At 68.7% G+C, this 20,552-nt stretch carries 16 protein-coding genes; 15 read left to right on the top strand and 1 reads right to left on the bottom strand.

Going from position 1 to position 20,552, the window contains the following annotated elements; genetic code table 11:
* Positions 1–8 precede the first annotated feature (8 nt).
* The 12 genes from hisG to ACLB90_RS18615 all read left to right on the top strand — a co-directional run bounded on the left by hisG (position 9) and on the right by ACLB90_RS18615 (position 11,721).
* Positions 9–920: an ATP phosphoribosyltransferase gene (hisG, locus tag ACLB90_RS18560; RefSeq protein WP_411850830.1), complete on the top strand. Its 912-nt coding sequence runs from the start codon at positions 9–11 to the stop codon at positions 918–920.
* Positions 917–2,212, top strand: coding sequence for a histidinol dehydrogenase (gene hisD, locus ACLB90_RS18565; RefSeq protein WP_411850831.1), 1,296 nt, complete (start codon positions 917–919; stop codon positions 2,210–2,212). The genes hisG and hisD overlap by 4 nt, the downstream gene beginning before the upstream one ends.
* Entirely contained in the window at positions 2,209–3,297 is a 1,089-nt protein-coding gene (hisC, locus tag ACLB90_RS18570; protein WP_411850832.1) for a histidinol-phosphate transaminase, read from the top strand. Before hisD ends, hisC begins: the two co-directional genes overlap by 4 nt.
* Positions 3,294–4,367, top strand: a complete 1,074-nt coding sequence (hisB, locus tag ACLB90_RS18575) for a bifunctional histidinol-phosphatase/imidazoleglycerol-phosphate dehydratase HisB (RefSeq protein WP_411850833.1) — start codon at positions 3,294–3,296, stop codon at positions 4,365–4,367. The genes hisC and hisB overlap by 4 nt, the downstream gene beginning before the upstream one ends.
* Positions 4,364–4,966 carry an imidazole glycerol phosphate synthase subunit HisH gene (gene hisH / locus ACLB90_RS18580; protein ID WP_411850834.1) on the top strand — a complete coding sequence of 201 codons (603 nt, stop codon included), beginning with the start codon at positions 4,364–4,366 and terminating at the stop codon, positions 4,964–4,966. The genes hisB and hisH overlap by 4 nt, the downstream gene beginning before the upstream one ends.
* The gene (hisA, locus tag ACLB90_RS18585) at positions 4,963–5,697 is read left to right on the top strand and encodes a 1-(5-phosphoribosyl)-5-[(5-phosphoribosylamino)methylideneamino]imidazole-4-carboxamide isomerase (protein ID WP_411850835.1); all 735 of its coding nucleotides are present in this window, start codon (positions 4,963–4,965) and stop codon (positions 5,695–5,697) included. Before hisH ends, hisA begins: the two co-directional genes overlap by 4 nt.
* Positions 5,691–6,467 carry an imidazole glycerol phosphate synthase subunit HisF gene (hisF, locus tag ACLB90_RS18590; RefSeq protein ID WP_411850836.1) on the top strand — a complete coding sequence of 259 codons (777 nt, stop codon included), beginning with the start codon at positions 5,691–5,693 and terminating at the stop codon, positions 6,465–6,467. Before hisA ends, hisF begins: the two co-directional genes overlap by 7 nt.
* Positions 6,457–7,080 carry a bifunctional phosphoribosyl-AMP cyclohydrolase/phosphoribosyl-ATP diphosphatase HisIE gene (gene hisIE / locus ACLB90_RS18595; protein WP_411850837.1) on the top strand — a complete coding sequence of 208 codons (624 nt, stop codon included), beginning with the start codon at positions 6,457–6,459 and terminating at the stop codon, positions 7,078–7,080. The genes hisF and hisIE overlap by 11 nt, the downstream gene beginning before the upstream one ends.
* Positions 7,081–7,172: 92 nt before the next feature.
* A complete protein-coding gene (locus tag ACLB90_RS18600) occupies positions 7,173–8,771 on the top strand; it encodes a calcineurin-like phosphoesterase C-terminal domain-containing protein (protein WP_411850838.1) in 1,599 nt (532 codons plus the stop codon).
* Between the two features lie 187 nt (positions 8,772–8,958).
* Complete coding sequence (locus tag ACLB90_RS18605; protein ID WP_411850839.1) at positions 8,959–9,924, top strand: glucokinase; 966 nt, start codon at positions 8,959–8,961, stop codon at positions 9,922–9,924.
* 58 nt (positions 9,925–9,982) lie between these two features.
* A complete protein-coding gene (locus ACLB90_RS18610; RefSeq protein ID WP_411850840.1) occupies positions 9,983–10,981 on the top strand; it encodes a N(4)-(beta-N-acetylglucosaminyl)-L-asparaginase in 999 nt (332 codons plus the stop codon).
* Between the two features lie 2 nt (positions 10,982–10,983).
* Entirely contained in the window at positions 10,984–11,721 is a 738-nt protein-coding gene (locus ACLB90_RS18615; protein WP_411850841.1) for a copper homeostasis protein CutC, read from the top strand.
* 241 nt (positions 11,722–11,962) lie between these two features.
* On the opposite strand, the gene ACLB90_RS18620 is transcribed toward ACLB90_RS18615, so the two are convergent.
* A complete protein-coding gene (locus tag ACLB90_RS18620) occupies positions 11,963–15,058 on the bottom strand; it encodes a TonB-dependent receptor (protein WP_411850842.1) in 3,096 nt (1,031 codons plus the stop codon).
* A gap of 607 nt (positions 15,059–15,665) precedes the next feature.
* On the opposite strand from ACLB90_RS18620, the gene ACLB90_RS18625 reads away from it, so the two are divergent.
* Genes ACLB90_RS18625 through fucP form a run of 3 tightly spaced genes read left to right on the top strand, consistent with a single transcriptional unit; the run spans position 15,666 to position 20,549 of the window.
* Positions 15,666–18,098 carry a GH92 family glycosyl hydrolase gene (locus ACLB90_RS18625; protein ID WP_411850843.1) on the top strand — a complete coding sequence of 811 codons (2,433 nt, stop codon included), beginning with the start codon at positions 15,666–15,668 and terminating at the stop codon, positions 18,096–18,098.
* Between the two features lie 52 nt (positions 18,099–18,150).
* The gene (locus ACLB90_RS18630; protein WP_411850844.1) at positions 18,151–19,194 is read left to right on the top strand and encodes a LacI family DNA-binding transcriptional regulator; all 1,044 of its coding nucleotides are present in this window, start codon (positions 18,151–18,153) and stop codon (positions 19,192–19,194) included.
* Between the two features lie 44 nt (positions 19,195–19,238).
* Positions 19,239–20,549 carry an L-fucose:H+ symporter permease gene (gene fucP / locus ACLB90_RS18635; protein WP_411850845.1) on the top strand — a complete coding sequence of 437 codons (1,311 nt, stop codon included), beginning with the start codon at positions 19,239–19,241 and terminating at the stop codon, positions 20,547–20,549.
* Positions 20,550–20,552: the final 3 nt, after the last annotated feature.

Genomic DNA, 20,552 nt, shown 5'->3' on the forward strand with positions numbered 1-20,552 from the left:
CCCTCCCCATGAGTGCACCCCAGGCAGCCCCGGCACGCGACCGGCTGCGTATCGCCATCCAGAAGAACGGCCGGCTGGCCGAGCCGGCCCGCAGCCTGCTGACTGCCTGCGGGCTGAGTTGGCGGCAGAGCCGCGACAAGCTGTTCTGCTATGGCGAATCGCTGCCGGTGGACCTGCTGCTGGTGCGCGATGACGACATCCCCGGATTGATCGCCGACGGCGTCTGCGACTTCGGCATCGTCGGCCGCAACGAGCTTGACGAGCAGGGCGCCGCACGCCGCCGGATCGGGCTGCCGCAGGCCTACCAGGCGCTGCGCGGGCTCAACTTCGGCCAGTGCCGCCTGATGCTGGCCGTGCCGGAAGAGTGGGAGTGGCAGGGCGTGGCGACACTGGCGGGCAAGCGCATTGCCACCAGCTACCCGGCCATCCTGGCCGACTGGCTGGAGGCGCGCGGCATCAATGCGCAGGTGGTGGAACTGTCCGGTTCGGTCGAGATCGCCCCGCGCCTGGGCACGGCCGACCTGATCTGCGACCTGGTGTCCAGCGGCGCGACGCTCGCCGCCAACCAGCTCAAGCCGGTGGAAACGCTGCTGGACAGCGAAGCGGTGCTGGCCGGCCCGGTGCGCACGCCCGACGATGCGCGCGCCGGCCTGATGGCGATGCTGCTGCGCCGCCTGGATGCGGTGGTCAAGGTGCAGGACAGCAAGCTGCTGATGTTCCGCGCCGCACTGGACCGCGTGTCCGAACTGAGCCGCCTGCTGCCCGACGCCGACCCACTGGTGCACCTGCCCGACGACGGCGGCCACCTGCGCCTGCAGACCATGTGCCACGGCGCATTGACCTGGCAGCGGTTGGAGGAACTGGAGCGCGCGGGCGCCCAGGGGTTGATGGTCCTGAGCGTGGAGCGGTCGCTGGCATGAATCGTCTGCAATGGTCCCAGTTGGATGCCGATGCCCAGGCAGCGGCACTGCAGCGCCCGGTGCAGGCGGTGGCGGCACGCACGCGCGAATCGGTGGCGTCGTTGATTGCGGCGGTACGCGCCGATGGCGATACCGCGCTGCGCGAAATCAGCCTGCGTTTCGACGGTGTTGCCCCGGATTCCTTTGAGGTGGGCGATGCCGAATTCGCCGCCGCCGAGCAGGCGGTGTCGGCCGACCTGCGCCAGGCGATGGTGGAGGCCGCGGCGCGCATCGGCGTGTTCCACCAGGCGGGCATGAGCCAGGGCTACGCGGTGGACACCGCGCCTGGCGTGCGCTGCGAGCGTGTGGTGCGGCCGATCGGCCGGGTGGGCCTCTACGTGCCGGCCGGCAGCGCACCGTTGCCGTCCACCGCGCTGATGCTGGGCGTGCCGGCACGGCTGGCGGGGTGCCGCGAGGTCGTGCTGTGCACGCCGCCGCGCAAGGACGGCAGCGCGGATCCGGCGGTGCTGGTGGCCGCGCGCCTGACCGGCGTCCACCGCGTGTTCAAGCTGGGCGGCGCGCAGGCCATCGCCGCGATGGCTTACGGCACCGACAGCGTGCCGGCCTGCGACAAGCTGTTCGGGCCGGGCAACAGTTTTGTCACCGAGGCCAAGCAGCAGGTGGCGCAGGACGGTGCGGCCGCGATCGACATGCCGGCCGGCCCGTCCGAGGTGCTGGTGATCGCCGATGCCGGCGCCAACCCCGCGTTCGTCGCCGCAGACCTGCTGTCGCAGGCCGAGCACGGCCCGGATTCGCAGGTGCTGCTGCTGACCGACGATGCGGCGATGCTTGCCAGGGTGGCGGCGGAAGTCGAGGATCAGTTGAGCCGCCTTTCGCGCGCGGCCATTGCCGTGCAGGCGCTGCAGGCATCGCGCCTGATCCAGGTGGACTCGCTGGCGCAGGCCTTCGAGATCAGCAACCGATACGCGCCCGAACACCTGATCCTGGCGCTGCGCGAGCCGCGCGCCTGGCTGGACAAGGTCGAGGCCGCCGGCTCTGTGTTCCTTGGCGACTACACCCCCGAAGCGCTGGGCGACTACTGCAGCGGCACCAACCACGTGCTGCCCACCGCCGGCGCGGCGCGTGCGTACAGCGGCGTCAGCGTGGCCAGTTTCCAGAACCTGATCAGCGTGCAGTCGGCCACGGCCGCAGGCATTGCCGCCATCGGCGAGTGCGCACGCGTGCTCGCCCGCGCCGAAGGCCTGGACGCGCACGAGAATGCGGTGACGCTGCGCATGGAGGCGGCCGCATGAGCGCTGCCTCCATCCTGTCCCTGGTGCGCCGCGATCTGCAGGCGTTTGCCGGCTACTCTTCGGCCCGCAGCACTGCGCTGGAAGGCGATGTCTGGCTCAACGCCAACGAGTCGGCGTGGGCCAACCCGGCCGACGTTGCCGGCGGCGCACGCCGCTATCCGGACCCGCAGCCGGCGGCCTTGCGCGATCGGCTGGCCGCGCTGTACCGCTGCGCCCCGGAGCAACTGCTGATCGGGCGTGGCAGCGACGAGGCCATCGATCTGCTGGTGCGGGCGTTGTGCGAGCCGGGCCGCGACGCGGTGGTGACCACGCCGCCGGTGTTCGGCATGTACGCGGTGTGCGCAAGGCTGCAGAACGCAGCGCTGGTCGAGGTGCCGCTGGTGGACCGCGGCGATGCGCTGGTCGCCGACACCGACGCGGTGATCGCTGCGGCGTTGGCCGGCAACGCCAAGCTGGTGTTCCTGTGTTCGCCATCGAATCCGGCCGGCAGCGCGATCACGCTGGCCGAGATCGAGCGCGTGGCGACGGCGCTGCAGGGCAGGGCATTGGTGGTGGTGGACGAGGCCTATGGCGAGTATGCGGAGCAGCCGTCCGCCACGACGCTGTTGAGCCGCTACGACAACATCGCCGTGCTGCGCACGCTGTCCAAGGCGCATGCGCTGGCGGCTGCCCGCATCGGCAGCCTGATTGCCGATGCCGCCCTGATCCAGCTGTTGCGTCGCTGCCAGGCGCCGTACCCGGTGCCGGCGCCCTGCGCGGATCTGGCGTTGGCCGGTCTTGCACCGGACGCGCTGGCCGTGACCACCCAGCGCATCGCGCAGGTCAAAACAGAACGCGCGCGGCTGCAGGCCGGTCTGGCCGTGCTGCCCGGCGTGTTGCGCGTGTATCCATCGCAGGGCAACTATCTGCTCGTACGCTTTGCCGATGCACAGGCGGCGTTCGATGCGCTGCTCGCCGCCGGCGTGGTGGTGCGCGACCAGCGTGCCGCCCCGCAGCTCGGCGATGCGCTGCGCATCACCATCGGCAGCCCGGAGCAGAACGACCGCGTGCTTGCCGCCCTGACTGCCCGGAGGGCTGCCGCATGACCCCGATTCTGTTCGTCGACCGCGACGGCACCCTGATCGAGGAGCCGGCCGATTTCCAGATCGATGCCTACGAGAAGCTGCGCTTCGTCCGCGACGTGATTCCGGCGATGCTCAAACTGCGCGACGCCGGCTATCAGTTCGTGATCGTCAGCAACCAGGACGGGCTGGGCAGCGAGGGCTATCCGCAGGCCGCGTTCGACGGCCCGAACGACCTGATGCTGCAGATCTTCGCCAGCCAGGGCATCGTGTTTCGTGACGTGCTCATCGACGGCACGTGGCCGCACGACAACGCGCCAACGCGCAAGCCCGGCATCGGCCTGATGCTGCCCTATCTGCAGGACCGCAGCATCGACTGGGCGCGCTCGGCGATGGTGGGCGACCGCCCCACCGACATCCAGTTCGCGCAGAACATGAACATCCGCGGCTTCCAGTTGCGCACCGCGCAGTTCGGTGGCGAGTGGGACTGGAACGGCATCGCGCACGAGCTGGCCGACGCGCCGCGCCGGGCGACGGTGCAGCGCAATACCAAGGAAACCCGCATCCGCGTCGAGGTCGATCTGGACCGCGTCGCCGAGCCGCAGACCCACACCGGCCTGCCGTTCTTCGACCACATGCTGGAGCAGATCGGCAAGCACGGTGGCTTCGCGCTGAGCGTGCAGGCCGAGGGCGACCTGCACATCGATGAGCACCACACCATCGAGGACACCGGGCTGGCCTTGGGCCAGGCCCTGCGCGAGGCACTGGGCGACAAGCGCGGCATCGGCCGCTATGGCTTTACCCTGCCGATGGACGAGACCTTGGCCAGCGCCGCGCTGGATTTCAGCGGCCGGCCGTACTTCGTGTTCGATGGCGAGTTCAAGCGCGAGCGCGTGGGCGACATGCCTACCGAACTGGTGCCGCACTTCTTCCGCTCGCTGTGCGATGCGGCCGGCCTCAACCTCAACCTCAGCGTGCGCGGCGACAACGACCACCACAAGGTGGAGGCCTGCTTCAAGGCGTTGGCCCGCGCCCTGCGCCAGGCGTTGCCGCGCCAGGGCACCGCGCTGCCGAGTACCAAGGGGGCGTTGTGACCGACGTTGCCTTGATCGATGCCGGCGGGGCAAATCTGGGCTCGGTGCGCTATGCACTGGAGCGGCTCGGGGTGCAGGTCCGCCTGGTGCGTGACCGCGCCGGCCTGGACGGCGCGACGCGGGTGATCCTGCCGGGCGTGGGCGCGGCACCGCAGGGTATGGCGCGCCTGCACGCGCAGGGTCTGGTGGAACCGCTGCGGCGGCTGCAGGTGCCGCTGCTCGGCATCTGCCTGGGCATGCAGCTGCTGTTCGAGGCGTCCGAGGAAGGCCATGTGGAATGCCTCGGGCTGCTGCCGGGCGTGGTGCGCCACCTGCATCCTGCCACCGGCATCCGGGTGCCGCACATGGGCTGGAACCGCCTGCTGCCGCTGCGCGAATCGCCGCTGCTGAACGGCGTGCAGCCGCGTTCCAGCGCCTATTTCGTGCACAGCTACGCCGCGCCGCTGGGCGAGCACACCGTGGCCGCCTGTGACCACGGCGGCCTGTTCGCCGCGGTGGTGCAGCGCGGCCGCTACAGCGGCGCGCAGTTCCACCCTGAGCGCTCGGCCGATACCGGCGCCCGCATTCTGCGCAACTTCATCGAGAACGAACCTTCATGAGCTTCACCGTCTATCCCGCGCTGGACATCCGTGACGGCCGCGTCGTGCGGCTGCTGCAGGGCGACTATGCGCAGCAGACCACCTACGGCGACGATCCGCTGCCGCGTGCACAGGCCTTCGCCACGGCAGGCGCGCGCTGGATGCATCTGGTTGATCTGGATGCGGCCCGCGCGGGCGGCTACACGCTGGCGCCGCTGCTTGCCGCGATCGTCGCGCAGGCAGGACTGAACGTACAGACCGGCGGCGGTGTACGCACGCGCGATGACGTGGCACGGCTGCTCGATGCAGGCGCCACCCGTGTGGTGGTCGGCTCGGTCGCCGTGCGCGAGCCGGAAACGGTGATGGGCTGGCTGCGCGATTTCGGCCCGGAGCGGCTGACCATTGCCCTCGACGCCCGCCAGGCCGAAGACGGCCGCTGGCTGCTGCCGGTGCATGGCTGGACCGAAACCGCCGAGGACACGCTGGACACGCTGGCCCAGCGCTATGCCGCGGCCGGCATGCGCCACCTGTTGTGCACGGATATCGCCCGCGACGGCATGCTGTCCGGCCCGAACATCGATCTTTACCAACACCTGGCCGGCCTGCTGCCGGGCGTGGCGGTACAGGCCTCCGGCGGCGTGCGCGATGCCGACGACGTCGCCCACGCCAAGGCGGTTGGCTGCGGCGGTGCGATTCTTGGCAAGGCGCTGCTCGAAGGGCGCATGACCCTGGAAGGAGCGCTGGCATGCTGAGCCGCCGCCTGATTCCGTGCCTGGACGTGCGCGACGGTCGCGTGGTCAAGGGCGTGCGTTTCCGTGACCATGTGGACATGGGCGACATTGCCGATCTCGCGCTGCGTTACCGCGACCAGGGCGCGGACGAGCTGGTCTTCTACGATATCGGCGCCAGCCCGGAAGGGCGTGCGGTGGACGTGGCGTGGATCGAGCGCATCGCCCGCCTGATCGATATTCCGTTCTGCGTGGCCGGTGGCATCGCCGATGTGGAAACCGCGCGCCGCGTGCTGCATGCCGGTGCCGACAAGATCTCGATCAACTCCCCGGCGCTGGGCCGCCCGGCGTTGATCGAGGAACTGGCCGAGGCGTTCGGCGTGCAGTGCGTGGTGGTCGGCATCGATTCGGTGCGCGAGGACGACGGCGAGTGGCGGGTGCGCCGCTTCAGCGGTGATCCCGACAAGACCCAGGCAATACCGGTGCGCACGCTGGACTGGCTGGTGGAGGCGCAGCGCCGCGGTGCCGGCGAGATCGTGCTGAACTGCATGGACAGCGATGGCGTGCGCCGCGGCTACGACGTGGCCCAGCTGCGCCAGGCGCGCGCGCTGTGCCAGGTGCCGCTGATCGCCTCCGGCGGCGCCGGGGAGATGCAGCACTTTGCCGACGTGTTCGACCAGGCCGATGTCGATGGTGCCCTGGCCGCCAGCGTGTTCCACAGTGGCGCCATTGCCATTCCCGCACTCAAGCAGTTCCTGCGCGAGCAGCAGATCGAGGTACGCGATGTCTATTGATGTATTCCCCTCCCGCCAGGCGCTGGCTGCACTGGACTGGGCCAAGGGCGATGGCCTGCTGCCGGTGGTGGTGCAGCACGCCGATACGCTGGCCGTGCTGATGCTCGGCTACGCCAACGCCGAATCGCTGGAGCTGACGCTGGTGACCGGCCACATGACCTTCTACAGCCGCAGCCGGCAGCGCCTGTGGACCAAGGGCGAGTCGTCCGGCAACGTGCTGGCGGTGACGGCCGTGCGGGTGGACTGCGACAACGACAGCCTGCTGGTCAGTGCGCGTCCGGCCGGCCCCACCTGCCATACCGGGACGGAAAGCTGCTTTGCGCAGGCGCCAGGCAACTTCCTTGGGCATCTGGATGCGCTGGTGCGGCAGCGCGAGCAGGCGCGGCCTGCCGGCAGCTACACCACCTCGCTGTTCGAGGCGGGCACCCGCCGTATCGCCCAGAAGGTGGGCGAGGAAGGCGTGGAGACCGCGCTGGCGGGGGTGGTGCAGGACGACGCGGCGCTGCTCGGCGAATCGGCGGACCTGCTGTTCCACCTGACCGTGCTGCTGCGCGCGCGCGGGCTCGGGCTTGAGGATGCGGTGGCGGTACTCGCGGCGCGGCACGCCGGCTGAGCGCTGCGCGGCGCGGTTTAACGTTGGTGAAACGCACAGCAGGGGATGATGTGCGGCTTTACAATCGCCCACCCCCGAACGGAACCCCCCAGATGACCCGCACTGCCGCCTGGCTGGCCTGCCTGCTGTTGACGACCGCCCCTGCCTGGGCTGCCGAGGTGACCGTGACCGGCAAGGTCTATCAGGAGCGCGACGGCAAGCCGGGGCGTGGCCCCACCGATCCGGGCCTGGCGGGCGTGCAGGTGTCCAACGGCGAGACCATCGTGCGGACCGCCGCCGACGGCAGCTACGCCTTGCCGGTGCGCGACGGCCAGACGGTTTTCGTGATCAAACCCGATGAGTACCGGTTCCCGGCAGCGGCCAACGGCCTGCCGGCTTACTGGCGCCACTATGCGCCGCAGGGCTCGCCGAAGCTGAAGTACGACGGCATCGCCGCGACCGGTGCCGGCACCCGCCACTGGGATTTCGCGCTGGAGCCGGTCAAGGACGCCGCCACGGCCCGCAATGGCTTCGAGATGCTGGTGTTCACCGACTCGCAGACCGCCAGCCGCCAGGACATCGGGTATTACCAGCGGGCGATCGTCGAGCCGATCATCGGCAAGCATCCGGCGCGCCTGGGCACCACGCTGGGCGACATCGTCAACGACGACCTGTCGCTGTACCCGGACATCAACAAGGTCACCGCGCAGCTGCAGGTGCCGTGGTTCCACGTACCGGGCAACCACGACCTGGACATGGACGCGGGGGATGACCGCCATTCGCTGGACAGTTGGCGTGCGGTGTACGGGCCGGATACCTATGCGGTGGAAGAGGGCGGGGCCAGCTTCGTGTTCCTCGACGATGTGATCTACGACCCCACGGCGCGGCCGAAGTACATCGGCGGCCTGCGCGCGGACCAGTTCACCTTCCTCGGCAACTACCTCAAGGGCCTGCCGCGCGATCGCTTGGTGGTCCTGGGGATGCACATCCCGCTGTTCGACGCCGAACCCGGCCGCGAAACCTTCCGCCATGCCGACCGCCAGCGCCTGTTCGCGCTGCTCAAGGACTTCCCCAACGTGCTGGTGCTGAGCGGCCACAGCCACACCCAGCGGCACTACTACCACGGCGCCGCCGAAGGCTGGAAGGGCGCCAAGCCCCTGCACGAGTACAACGTCGGCGCGGCCTGCGGTGCGTTCTGGTCGGGGGTGAAGGACAGCAACGGCATTCCCGACGCGACCATGAGCGATGGCACCCCGAACGGCTACGCCGTGCTGTCGGTCAAGCCGGCCGGCGACTACGCCCTGCGCTATTACGTGGCGCGTGCGCCGGACGACTACCAGATCGCGCTGCAGGCGCCGCGCGTACTGCGCAAGGGGGCATACCCGGCCTGGGGCGTGTATGCCAACGTGTTCATGGGCCAGGACGACACCGTGGTCGAGTACCGCGTCGATGGTGCTGCGTGGCAGCCGATGAAGCGCGTGCTGCAGCCGGACCCGCGCCTGCTGGAGGAGAACGTTGCCGACGACACCGCCGACCGCCTGCGCGGCTTCGACCGCTCGCCGGAGGCCACGCCGTCGCCGCACCTGTGGCGGGGAGCATTGCCCACCGACCTGGCGGCGGGCTCGCACAAGGTCGAGGTGCGCGCAGTGCACGGCGACGGTCCCACCGCCACCGCCAGCACCACCTATCGCCTGCAGGTGGCCTCGCCCTGAGGCCGCATACGCCCCTGTACGGCAGGCGCTGCTTTGCAAACCCCGGGCGATCGCCGAAAATCGCCCGGATTGATTCAATCCCAGCCAAGGCCTGCGAGTGAGCGTTGCGGCACCGTTTTCCGGGCATGTCCCGCTCCCTTCCGATTCGTCCCGTGCGGCGCCCGGCCTGGGCGTGCGCAATGACCCGATGATCATCGTCGCCGATGTCGGCGGCACGTTCGCGCGCCTGGCCATTGCCGAGGTGCGGGCGGGCCAGCCGCCGCGGCTGAGCGCGCTGCGCCAGTACCGCTGTGCCGATTACGCCAGCCTGGCGGCGATCCTGGCCGACTTCACCGCTGCCGCCCTGCACCCGCTGGATACCGCCGTGGTGGCGATCGCCGGGTTGCTGGAAGGCGACCACCTGGTCAATACCAATCTGGCGTGGCCGGTGTCGGTGGCGGCCACGCGGGCCGAGGCCGGGCTGCGCTCGCTGGCGCTGATCAACGATTTCGAAGCGGTGGCCTACGCCATTCCGTATGTGCAGCCCGATACGCTGGTATCGCTCAACGGTGAACCCGGCGTCGCCTCGCCGTGGCCGGCGCTGGTGCTCGGCCCCGGCACCGGGCTGGGTGCGGCGCTGCGTTTCCAGGGCGGCGACCAGCCGGTGCTGGCCAGCGAGGCCGGGCACGCTGCGCTTACCGCCGGCAACGCGCTGGAACTGGAGATCCTGCGGCAGATGCAACAGCGTTGGGAGCACGTGGACCAGGAGCGGATTCTGTCCGGCAGCGGCCTGATGAACCTGTATCCCTGTCTGTGCGGCATCCGTGGCGTGACGCCGCGCTGGCAGTCCACCGAAGATCTGATCGCCGCCGCACATGCCGGCGAGGATGTGCTCGCGGTGGAAACGCTGCAGGTGTTCAGTGCATGGCTGGGCAGCTTGGCCGGTGATCTGGCGATCACCTTCGGTGCCCGTTCGGTGTACCTGGCCGGCGGCATCCCGACCCGGGTGGCTGCATTCCTGCATGCCGGTGGCTTCCGCACACGCTTCCTGGCCAAGGGCGTGATGAGCGGTGTGCTGGCGCAGGTGCCGGTGTGGCGGGTGGAACACGGCGAGCTGGGCATGCTCGGCGCGGCGGTATGGCACGGCGCACGGCGCGATCGCGCCGCCGCATGACGCGGCCCCACCGCGCGTGGCGGTGGGACGATGACAGGCAATGCACGGAGGGGTGGGGATGACCGATCGCAGACAGTTTCTCCAGGCCGGTGCGCTGGCCGCCGGCGCGCTGGCCTTGCCGCGCGCAGGCGCGCAGGGCAGGGGCGGCGCACGGGTGGTATCCACCTGGGATTTCGGCGTGGGTGCCAATCAGGCGGCCTGGGCCGTTCTCTCGGCCGGCGGCAGCGCGCTGGATGCGGTGGAGGCCGGTGCGCGCTGGGCCGAAAGCGAGCTGTGCAATCCCACCGTCGGCCGCTGCGGCAACCCGGACCGCGACGGCGTACTCAGCCTGGATGCCAGCATCATGGATGGCGACGGCCGCTGCGGGTCGGTGGCCGCGCTGACCGACATCCTGCATCCGGTGTCGGTGGCCCGCAAAGTGATGGAAAACACGCCGCACGTGATGCTGGTCGGGCAGGGCGCACAGCAGTTTGCGGTGGAGCAGGGGTTCGAGCGCGAGAAGCTGCTCACCCCGGCTGCCGAAAAGGCGTGGCGCGAGTGGTTGAAGACCGCGCAGTACACGCCCGAGATCAACGTCGAGCGGCGCGGCCGCCCCGGCGACAGCAGCAACCATGACACGCTCGGCATGCTAGCCATTGATGCCGACGGCCGCCTGGCCGGCGCCTGCACCACCAGCGGCATGGCGTGGAAACTGCACGGCCGGGTGGGTGACAGCCCGATCATCGGTGCCGGCCTGTATGTGGACAATGAGGTGGGCGGCGCCACGGCGTCGGGCGTGGGCGAGGAGATGATGCGCAATGCCGCCTCGTTCCTGGTGGTGGAGCTGATGCGCCAGGGCCGGTCGCCGGCGCAGGCGTGCCGCGAGGCGATCGCACGGCTGGTGCGCAAGCGCCCGGAGGCCAGCAAAACCCTGCAGGTGTGTTTCCTTGCGTTGGACCGGCATGGCGAAGTCGGCGCGTACGCGCTGCACCGGGGCTTCGTCTATGCGGTGTGCGACAAGGACCGCCAGGATGACCTGCGCGACTCGGCGTCGGTGTACACCAGCGAGCAGACCTGAGCATGACCCGCCGGCTGCTGGAGATTGCCGCCAACTCGGTCGCCTCGGCGCTCGCCGCGCAGCAGGGCGGCGCGGACCGGATCGAACTGTTCGACAACCTCGGCGAGGGCGGCACCACGCCGTCGCACGGCAGCATCGCGGTGGCGCGCGAACGGTTGCGCATTCCGCTGTTCGTGCTGATCCGGCCGCGCCCGGGCGACTTCCACTACGGGCCGCTTGAAGCGGAGATCATGCTGCGCGATATCGCCCAGTGCCGGGCCGTGGGCTGCGACGGCGTGGTGATCGGCGCGCTGGACACCGAGGGTGCCATCGACAGGGCGCTGTGCCGCGCGCTGATGCAGGCCGCAGGCCCGCTGCAGGTCACCTTCCACCGGGCGTTCGATGCCGCACGCGATCTTCCCCGCGCGTTGGAGCAGGTCATCGAACTGGGCTGCCAGCGGGTGCTGACCTCCGGTGGCCAGGCCAGTGCGGAAGCCGGGGTCGACGTGCTGGCGTCGCTGGTCGCGCAGGCCGATGGCCGCGTGCGCGTCATGGCCGGGGCAGGGCTCAATGCCGGCAACATCGCCGCGGTTGCAGCCCGCAGTGGCTGCACCGAACTGCATGCGTCGGCCAAGGCCGCGCAACGTTCGGCCATGCGCCACCACAACCCGGCCTTGATCGGGCTGTCGCCGGACTGGACCGCCACCGATGCGGCGGAAGTCGCCGCGTTGCGCGCCGCGCTGGACGCACGCGCCGGGTAGACCCGCGCGTGAGCGCCCCATCGGGGTGCGCAGGCCCCTGGGCAACTGTCCCCCGGCGTCGGCCTGCGGCCGCCCCCTCCTCCTTTACGTTGCCCTGGAGCCCGCGCACCCCGATGGGGCCCTCACGCGCGCGGCAGTGCTGTGCGGAGACAGCCGCCCTCTGCAAAAAAAAACGGCAGCCGCCTGTACCAGCGCAGCTGCCGTGGAGGAACGTCCCCCGCCGCAAGGCGGGGGGAGACACTCAGAACTTCCAGGTCATGCCGAGGTAGAGCTGGCGACCGGAGTACAGGTTGGACAGCAGGCGGGCCTTGCTGTCGTTGCCGAGGTAGACGCGCTGTTCGGACTTGGTGGCGTTGAGCACCGATGCGCTGAGGATCAGGGCGTCGGTGATGTTGTAGGCCGCGTTCAGATCCAGCTGGTCGTACGGTTCGGAGTACTGGGTCAGGCCATTGTTCAGGCCGCCCACCACTTCACCACGGCGATTGAACGATGCGCGTGCCAGGAACTTCTCGTTCTCGTAGAACACGGTCACGTTGGCCTGGTTCTTGGCGCTGCCGACCAGCGGCGAGGAACCGATGCGCTCGCCATCGAGCACCACGGCAGCCAGGTTGGTGTCGTTGTAGGTGTAGTTGGCCTGGATGCCCAGGCCGATGTCGAAGGTGTACTGGCCGTAGAGTTCCACGCCCTGCGACACGCCATCCTGGCCGTTGGCCTGGGTGGAGTACTTCTGCACCGTGACCGACTGGCCGCCCACGTTCATCTGCTGGTCGCGCACCACCGGCACGGTGAAGTTGGCGATGTCCTTGCGGAACAGCGCCACACCGGCCACCGCGCCAGGGCGGAAGTACCACTCAAGGCCCAGGTCGTACTGCGTCGCCTCGAACGGCTGCAGGTTCTTGTTGCTGCCCGAGCCGTACCAGCCGGGCGTATCGGTGCCGCCGGCGACGCGGCGGTCGTTGCTGTACTCCTCGCTGACGTAGCTCAGGCCGCCCGGGTAGGCGATGCTGGTGTAGCCGGGACGGGCAATCACCTTCGACGCGGCGCCGCGCAGCACCAGGCTGTCGGTGATGTCCCAGGCGATGTTGAAGCTCGGCAGGAAGTCGGTGTAGGTCTTCTCCATCGAGCTGAGCGCGTAGGTCTTCTCACGTGCCAGATTGTCCGGCAGGCGCACGAAACCGCTCTGGCACACATAGCCGGTGTTGGAGGCGATCAGCGGGGCGGCGGCCGGGTCGTTGCAGCCCATCGGCGTGCCGGCGGCGTTGTCCTGGAAGTAGTCGTTGAACTTCTCCACCGAATCGCTGGACTCGGCGAACTGGCGGGTACGCACCACGCGCACGCCGACGTTGCCGCGGACCCGCTCGGTGCGGAAGTTCGCCTGGAAGTAGCCCGAGTAGATCTTCTCGTCGACGTTGTAGACGAAGTCCTCTTCCTTGCGGTTGTGCGAGCCGCCGTAGGTCTGGTTGAGGTAGTTGATGTAGGCCGGGTAGTTGATGCCCGGGAACACGTTGGCGTTGAAACCGCCGGCGATGTTGTTGATCGGGTTGGACAGGAAGAAGCCGGGCTGGGCAACGCCGGCCGTGGCATCGCAGCCGGACTGGTAGCGGTTCTTGTCGTAGAAGGCCGGGTCGGCGTCCTTGCCCTGGCACACCCAGTAGGTGTTGCCGGTATTGCGGTGCACCGAGCCGTCGCGGTACTTGGTGCCGAACTGGATCGAATCCAGCCAGCCATTCTCGAACAGCTTGGTGAAATCAGCCTGGAAGTAGTTCTGCTTGATGTCGGTCTGCGTCCACGACGAGTCGGTCGAGCCGGTGTCCACTTCGGCGACGCCCGCCATCAGCTGTTCCTGCAGGTCCGGCGAGAAGGTCGCGCTCGGCGTGCCGGTCAGGTCCCAGGCGCTGTAGTTGTTGCCGGACTGCCACACGCCGTTGACCTGGCGACGCGGCTTGGCCGCCATGCGGAACTTCATCGACGGGCCGCCTTCGGACCAGGTCCGGCCGCCGGTGAACGAGGCCTTCCACAGCGGGCTGATGTCCCAGTCGATGGACAGGTCGGCGGTCTGCGACAGCGCCTTTTCGCGGCTGTAGTCGCCGGTCAGCTGCGGGGTGGGGATGGTGCAGTCGTCCGGGCCCCAGCCACCGGGCGCCATACCGGCCGCCGCAGCCTGTTCTTCGCTGCAGTAATAGGTCTTGCCGGCCAGCTTTTCGTACTGCGCGCCGGTCACGATGCTGCCGCTGGGGTCGAAGGTGAGCCCGTCCAGCATGCGGCCGCCGGCCCAGTTGCCGTCGCCGTTGTAGCGCGCCAGATTCCATTCGGGAATCTTCAGCATGTTCTGCGTGTAGTTGCCTTCCAGCTCGAAGCGGAAGTAGTTGGCGGTCAGCGTCAGGTTGTCCAGCGGCTTGAACTGGAAGGTGAACTGGCCACCCTTGCGCTCGCGTTCCTCTTCCTTCACGGCGAAGTTCACCGAGGTCGGCATGAAGAATTCGCTGTAGTTGCGGCCGCTCTGGTCATTGAAGCCGGACCGGCCCCACCAGTAGTGGATGCCATCCTGCTCCAGCACGTTGCCGTTGGCGTCGCGGGCATCGGTGTTGTTGCCGTACCACTGGAAGTCCTCGGTGCTGGCCTCCATCGTGCGGCTGGTGCGCTTCTGCTGGGTCACGCCGACCAGCACGCCGAAACGTTCGTCCTTGCTGTGCCACGAGTACAGTGCCGACAGCTGCGGATCGACGTCATGGCTGGTGTCGGAGGTGGTGCCTTCAACGGTGACGTAGCCCGAGTTGGCTTCCATATCCAGCGGTCGGCGGGTATGCAGGATCACCGTGCCGCCGATGCCGCCTTCGTCGATGCGCGCTTCCGGCGACTTGAACAGCTCGGCGCTGGACAGCATGTTCGACGGCAGCAGCGTGTAGTTGAACGAACGCGTGGCTTCGTTGTTGGTTTCCGAGGTGGCGACGTAGTTGCCGTTCAACTGGGTCAGGGTGAGGTCGGGCGCCAGGCCGCGCACGCTCACCGTTTTGCCTTCGCCACCATCGCGGGTGATGACCACGCCGGGCACGCGCTGCAGCGCGTCGGCCACGTTCTTGTCGGGGAACTTGCCCACGTCCTCGGCGGTGATCACTTCGACCACGGCATTGGCGTCGCGCTTCTGCTGCAGGCTCTTCTCGATGGCGTAGCGATAGCCGGTGACGGTCACGCTGTCGAGCGTGGTGGCGTCCGGCGACGCGGTCGTGCCGGCCTGTTGCGCGAAGGCGCTGGCCGGGGCCAGTGCGGCGGCGAACAGCGCGGCGGTGATGGCTGCCGACAGCGTGTCGCGGTTGCGCATGCGGGACATCTTGTTCATTCCACTCTCTCCCTCTCCTGGATTGAAACGGTGGCGATACGTGATTGAATCGATCTAATTTTGGAGGTCGCTGTTGCCAGCAACGAACGACGGTGCGTCCCGCATGCAACGTGAGGCAGGCCCCCCACCTACCTTTCCGTCAATCGTGACCGTTTGAAGTTGGATCGATCTAAACGATTGGCGGGGAATTTTTAGCACGGCCTGACAGGCGAAGCATGCTGCTCCGCAATATGACCGCGCCGTGGCAGCGGGGCCGCGCGGCGACCGTCGCGATGAAAACGTTTTCGTGCGCGGCGCAGGAAACCGGCGCTGGGTTTCCGGGCACCGCTGGAGACACGGGGGACGGTTGGGCGTCCGCTCGGCCCGCCGGCCAGGGCGTCAAACGGGGGCAGGGTACGGCGGCCATGTTGCGCCGCAGAATGCATCCGTCGAAATGCCCGTGCTTTACTTGAATCGATCTAAATTCACGGCCACGTGGATCTGGATACGCGCCAACGGGGGATGGCCGGCCAGCAATGGCGGGGCTTTCACCCGTCCACTCGCCTGGCTCCGGCATCGGCCGGACCGGCGTGCCGCCCGCACCGACATCGACCCACAGGATCCACGCATGCGCCGAATGCCGTCCGCCCTTGCCGTCACCTCCCTGCTTGCCCTGGCCTTCGCGCCCCTGCTGCAGGCGGCTGCGCCGACCGCGCTGGAGCGCGAGGTCAACACCTTCATCGGCAGCAAGGATGACGGCAACACCTTCCCGGGCGCCTCGGCGCCGTTCGGTCTGATCCAGGTCAGTCCGATTGGCGAGCACTATGCCGGCTGGCGCTACGACGACCCGAAGATCCGCGGCTTCGGGCATTCCTTCCTGTCCGGCGCCGGCTGCTGGGAGCAGGGTGGCCAGGTGTCCGTGCTGCCGGTTACCGGCACCATCGGGCCGGGGGGCGATTTCGACACCGCCAACGCCAAGAGCTTCGACCACAAGGCCTACGCGGCGTCCTACACCCATGACGGCGAGGTTGGCCAGGCCGGCTACTACAAGGTGCGCCTGACCAGCTACGGCGGCATCGATGCCGAGGCCACCGCACGCACCCGCGCCGCGGCCGAGCGCTACACCTTTGCCGCCGATGCCACCAACGGCCACGTACTGGTCAACGTGGGCCAGGCCAACGAGCGCCATTCGGTGATCGGCAGCGTGATCGACGTGGTCGGCGACCGTGCGGTCGAAGGCAAACTGGTTACCCGCAGCTTCTGCGGCGGCCACCAGTACACCACCTGGTTCCGCATCGAGTTCGACCGCCCGTTCAAGGCCTTCGGGACCTGGGGCGAGGGCGGTGGCCTGCCCGGCGCGCGTCATGGCATGGAAGGCGAACTCAAGCCCAGCGGTGCCTGGTTGAGCTTCGACCTGTCACAGGGCCGCGCGGTGACGGCGGTCAGCGCGATCTCGCACGTGGATGCAGAGGGCGCGCGCGCCAATCTGCGCAGCGATGGCATGGACAAGGGCCGGCTGCTCGGCTTCGACCGGATGCGCCAGCTGGCGCAGGCGCACTGGCGCGATGAACTGCGCGGCGTGCGCGTGCAGGGCGGCAGCAGCGACGACCGCACCGTGTTCTACACCGCGCTCTACCATGCGCTGCTGCAGCCGCTGACCGGCAGCGATGCCGACGGCCGCTACCGCGGCTACGACGACGCCATCCACCGCGCCGACGGCTGGACCTACTACGAGTACTTCTCGCTGTGGGATACCTATCGCGCGCAGAACCAGTGGCTGGCACTGACCCGTCCGCAGGTCGCCCACGACATCGGCCGCAGCCTGCTGGCCATCGATGCGCAGGGCGGCTGGCTGCCGCGCTGGGGCTATGCCAACTTCGAGACCAACATCATGACCGGTGACCCGGTGACGCCGTTCATGGTGGATCTGTGGCGCTTCGGCGCGCTGGACGGCCGCGAGGCCGAGGCTTACGCGGCCCTGCGGAAGAATGCGTTCAGCACCCCGCCGATCAACTCGCGTCACGCCGGCCGTTCCGGCAACCCCAGCTACCTGGCCAACGGTTTCGTGCAGTACGACCGTGCCTTCCCGTCCAAGGGCATGGACGTCGACCCGCATCATGGTGGTTCGGCGACGCTGGAGTATGCGCTGGCCGACTGCGCGCTGGCACAGATGGCCGACGGCCTCGGCCACGCCGACGATGCCGGTGTGCTGCGCGCGCGTGGCCGCAACTGGAACAAGGTGTGGGATCCGGAGGTGCGCGACGAAGGCGGTTTCAGCGGCTTCCCGCGGCCGCGCATGGAGGATGGCAAGTGGTACGTGCCGGCCGATGGCCGCTACAGCCCGCGCTCCCACCACGGATTCCATGAAGGTACGGCGTGGCAGTACCAGTGGCTGGCCCAGCAGGACATCCCGGGGCTGGTGCAGGCAATGGACGGCCGCGCCGAAGCCGCGCGCCGCCTGGATACCTTCTTCGCCTACGACGCGCTGCGCCAGGACCCGTTGACCGCCGCGCGCAAGGAATGGGTGGTGGGGCCGTACAGCTACTACAACCAGTTCCGCTACAACCCCAACAACGAACCGGATCTGCACGCGCCGTGGATGTACACCCTGATCGGCCAGCCGTGGAAAACCGCCACCGTGGTGCGTGCCGCGCAGCAGCTGTTCACCAACGCGCCCAATGGCGTCACCGGCAACGATGACCTCGGCACGATGTCGGCGTGGTACCTGTTCAGTGCGCTGGGCCTGTATCCGGCGGTGCCGGGCAGCGGCCAGTTCCTGCTGCACACCCCGCGTTTCGCGCAGGTGGAGGTCGATCTCGGCCAGGGCCGCACCTTGACCGTGAAGGCGCCGGGTGCCGATGGCCGCACGCTCCAGTACGTCCAGGGCGTGCAGGTGGATGGCCGCGCGCATGCGCCGGTGTGGCTGGACTGGGCACGCCTGCAGCAGGGCGGCCGTATCGATGTCGCGCTGGCCACGCAGGCGCCGGAGAGCGGGTGGGGCACGCGTGTGGCCGACCTGCCGGTGTCGTACTGCGCCACCCCGGGTGCGGCGCTCGAATGAGCGCTGCTGCAATCGTTTAGGCTTGCACGATGCCAAGGAGCCCCAGCACACGATGAACGACAAAGCTTCCCCTGCCGGCAAGGGCGCGCGCGCCGTCACGGTGACCGATATCGCCGAGGCGATCGGCGTGTCGCGCGCCACCGTGTCGCTGGTGTTGCGGGGAAGCCCGCTGGTCAACGTCGATACCCGCGCGCGGGTCGAGGCCGAGCTGCGCCGGCAGCGCTACGTCTACAACCGTGGCGCGGCCAACCTGCGCCGCCGCACCTCGTCCAGCATCGCACTGGTGATCAACGACCTGTCCAACCCGTTCTTCGCCGAATTCGCGTCCGGGGTTGACGAGGCGCTGGGCGGCAAAGGCTTCGTGACGCTGCTGGGCAGCACCGGCGAATCGCCGGAGCGGCAGCAGGCGGTGTTGACCACGCTGATGGAACACATGCCGGCCGGGCTCATCCTGTCGCCGGCCGAAGGCAGCGATGCCGGTCAACTGCGCCAGGTACTGGGGCACGCCAACGTACTGCTGTTCAACCGCGAGCTGCCCGGCGCGGACTGGGACTTCCTGACCTTGGACAACCAGCAGGGCGCGTATCTGGCCACGCGTCACCTGATCGAACGCGGTCACCGCCGCATCGCGTTCTTTGGTGGCCACGCAGTGTCCAGCTCGTGCCATCAGCGCCGCACCGGCTACGCCCAGGCGATGCACGAGGCCGGGCTGGAGACGCAGGCGGAATGGCTGATTGAAACTTCGCCGAGCCGCCTGGACGCAGCAGCCCGCACCGGCGAACTGTTCGCTGCCGCAACCGCGCCGACCGCGGCGGTCTGCTACAACGACAGCGTTGCGCTGGGGCTGATGCTGGGCCTGGCCTCGCGTGGCGTCCAGCCGGGCCGCGACTTCGCGGTCACCGGCTTCGATGATATTTCCGAAGCAGCGGTGGCGATGCCGCCGTTGACCACGCTGACCGTCGATCCGCGCGCGCGCGGCCGACAGGCGGCGGAACTGCTGCTGCAGCGTCTGGATCACCCCGACGCCGCGCCGCAGCGCACCGTTGCACCCGTCCAGCTGCGCGTCCGCGACAGCAGCGGTACCACGCTCGCCTGATGGTTTCCCTTATCACCTGCTCGCGCACTGAGGCGCGTACTTGAATGCCCATCTCCCCAACGCCCCGACTGCCCGCCTCATCGTCCGCCGCACCCGTGGTCAACACCCGCGTCGCGCTGGCCGTGGCGACCACCATCTTCTTCATGTGGGGCTTCCTTACCTGCCTCAACGACATCCTCATTCCGCACCTGAAGGCGGTGTTCGAACTGAACTACGCCCGCGCGATGCTGGTGCAGTTCACCTTCTTCGGAGCCTACTTCCTGATGTCGCTGCCCGCCGGCCGGCTGGTGGCGCACCTGGGCTACAAGAAGGGCATCGTGGCCGGCCTGGCGATCGCCGCGGTGGGCGCGCTCGGCTTCTGGCCGGCGGCCGAGCTGCGCGTGTACGAGGGCTTCCTCGGTGCGCTGTTCGTGCTGGCCACCGGCATCACCGTGCTGCAGGTGGCGGCCAATCCGTATGTGGCGCTGCTGGGGCCGGAGCAGACCGCCTCCAGCCGGTTGACCCTGGCCCAGGCGTTGAACTCGCTGGGCACGGCGATCGCGCCGATCTTCGGCGGCCTGCTGATCCTCGGCAACACGGTCAAGAGCGCCGAGGAGATCAAGGCGCTGCCGGGTGCCGAACAGATCGCCTACCGCGTGCAGGAAGCACAGTCGGTGCAGGGCCCGTACGTCGGCCTGGCCGTGGCACTGTTCCTGCTGGCGGTGTTCGTCTATCTGTTCCGCCTGCCGGCGCTGACGGAAACCACCGAGCAGGCCGATACCGGCAAGCACACGCTGATGGACGCGCTGCGCCATCGCCACGTGCTGTTTGGTGTGCTGGCCATCTTCTTCTACGTGGGTGCCGAAGTGTCCATCGGCAGCTTCCTGGTCAACTACCTGTCGCTGCCCAACATCGGCGGCTTCACCGAGAAGGAAGCCACCCACTACGTGTCGGCGTACTGGACGCTGGCGATGATCGGTCGTTTCGCCGGCTCGGCGATCATGACCCGGTTCTCGCCGCGCGTGCTGCTCACCCTGTTCGCGGGCATCAACGTGGCGCTGCTGGCGCTGACCATGCTGAGCCAGGGACAGGTGGCGCTGTACTCGATCGTGGCGGTGGGCCTGTTCAACTCGATCATGTTCCCGACCATCTTCGCGCTGAGCATCGAACGCCTCGGCACGCTGACCAACAAGGCGTCCAGCCTGTTGATCATGGCCATCGTCGGCGGCGCGGTGGTGCCGTACCTGCAGGGCCTGCTGGCTGACCAGATCGGCCTGCATGAGTCGTTCATCCTGCCGCTGCTGTGCTACGGCTACATCATTTTCTACGGTCTGTCGGGCTCGCGCCCGGCGGTCGGATTCCGCCAGGGAGCGTGAGGG

The organism is Stenotrophomonas sp. LGBM10 (genome assembly GCF_046736075.1).
In the GTDB taxonomy this organism is placed as follows: domain Bacteria; phylum Pseudomonadota; class Gammaproteobacteria; order Xanthomonadales; family Xanthomonadaceae; genus Stenotrophomonas.

Bases quoted from the DNA above. Each gene is read 5' to 3' on its own strand.
- fucP (WP_411850845.1), top strand. From the start codon at position 19,239: ATGCCCATCTCCCCAACGCCCCGACTGCCCGCCTCATCGTCCGCCGCA.
- hisF (WP_411850836.1), top strand. From the start codon at position 5,691: ATGCTGAGCCGCCGCCTGATTCCGTGCCTGGACGTGCGCGACGGTCGC.
- hisA (WP_411850835.1), top strand. From the start codon at position 4,963: ATGAGCTTCACCGTCTATCCCGCGCTGGACATCCGTGACGGCCGCGTC.
- ACLB90_RS18625 (WP_411850843.1), top strand. From the start codon at position 15,666: ATGCGCCGAATGCCGTCCGCCCTTGCCGTCACCTCCCTGCTTGCCCTG.
- ACLB90_RS18600 (WP_411850838.1), top strand. From the start codon at position 7,173: ATGACCCGCACTGCCGCCTGGCTGGCCTGCCTGCTGTTGACGACCGCC.
- ACLB90_RS18620 (WP_411850842.1), bottom strand. From the start codon at position 15,058: ATGAACAAGATGTCCCGCATGCGCAACCGCGACACGCTGTCGGCAGCC.
- ACLB90_RS18630 (WP_411850844.1), top strand. From the start codon at position 18,151: ATGAACGACAAAGCTTCCCCTGCCGGCAAGGGCGCGCGCGCCGTCACG.
- hisIE (WP_411850837.1), top strand. From the start codon at position 6,457: ATGTCTATTGATGTATTCCCCTCCCGCCAGGCGCTGGCTGCACTGGAC.
- hisB (WP_411850833.1), top strand. From the start codon at position 3,294: ATGACCCCGATTCTGTTCGTCGACCGCGACGGCACCCTGATCGAGGAG.
- hisG (WP_411850830.1), top strand. From the start codon at position 9: ATGAGTGCACCCCAGGCAGCCCCGGCACGCGACCGGCTGCGTATCGCC.
- ACLB90_RS18605 (WP_411850839.1), top strand. From the start codon at position 8,959: ATGATCATCGTCGCCGATGTCGGCGGCACGTTCGCGCGCCTGGCCATT.
- hisC (WP_411850832.1), top strand. From the start codon at position 2,209: ATGAGCGCTGCCTCCATCCTGTCCCTGGTGCGCCGCGATCTGCAGGCG.
- ACLB90_RS18610 (WP_411850840.1), top strand. From the start codon at position 9,983: ATGACCGATCGCAGACAGTTTCTCCAGGCCGGTGCGCTGGCCGCCGGC.
- ACLB90_RS18615 (WP_411850841.1), top strand. From the start codon at position 10,984: ATGACCCGCCGGCTGCTGGAGATTGCCGCCAACTCGGTCGCCTCGGCG.
- hisD (WP_411850831.1), top strand. From the start codon at position 917: ATGAATCGTCTGCAATGGTCCCAGTTGGATGCCGATGCCCAGGCAGCG.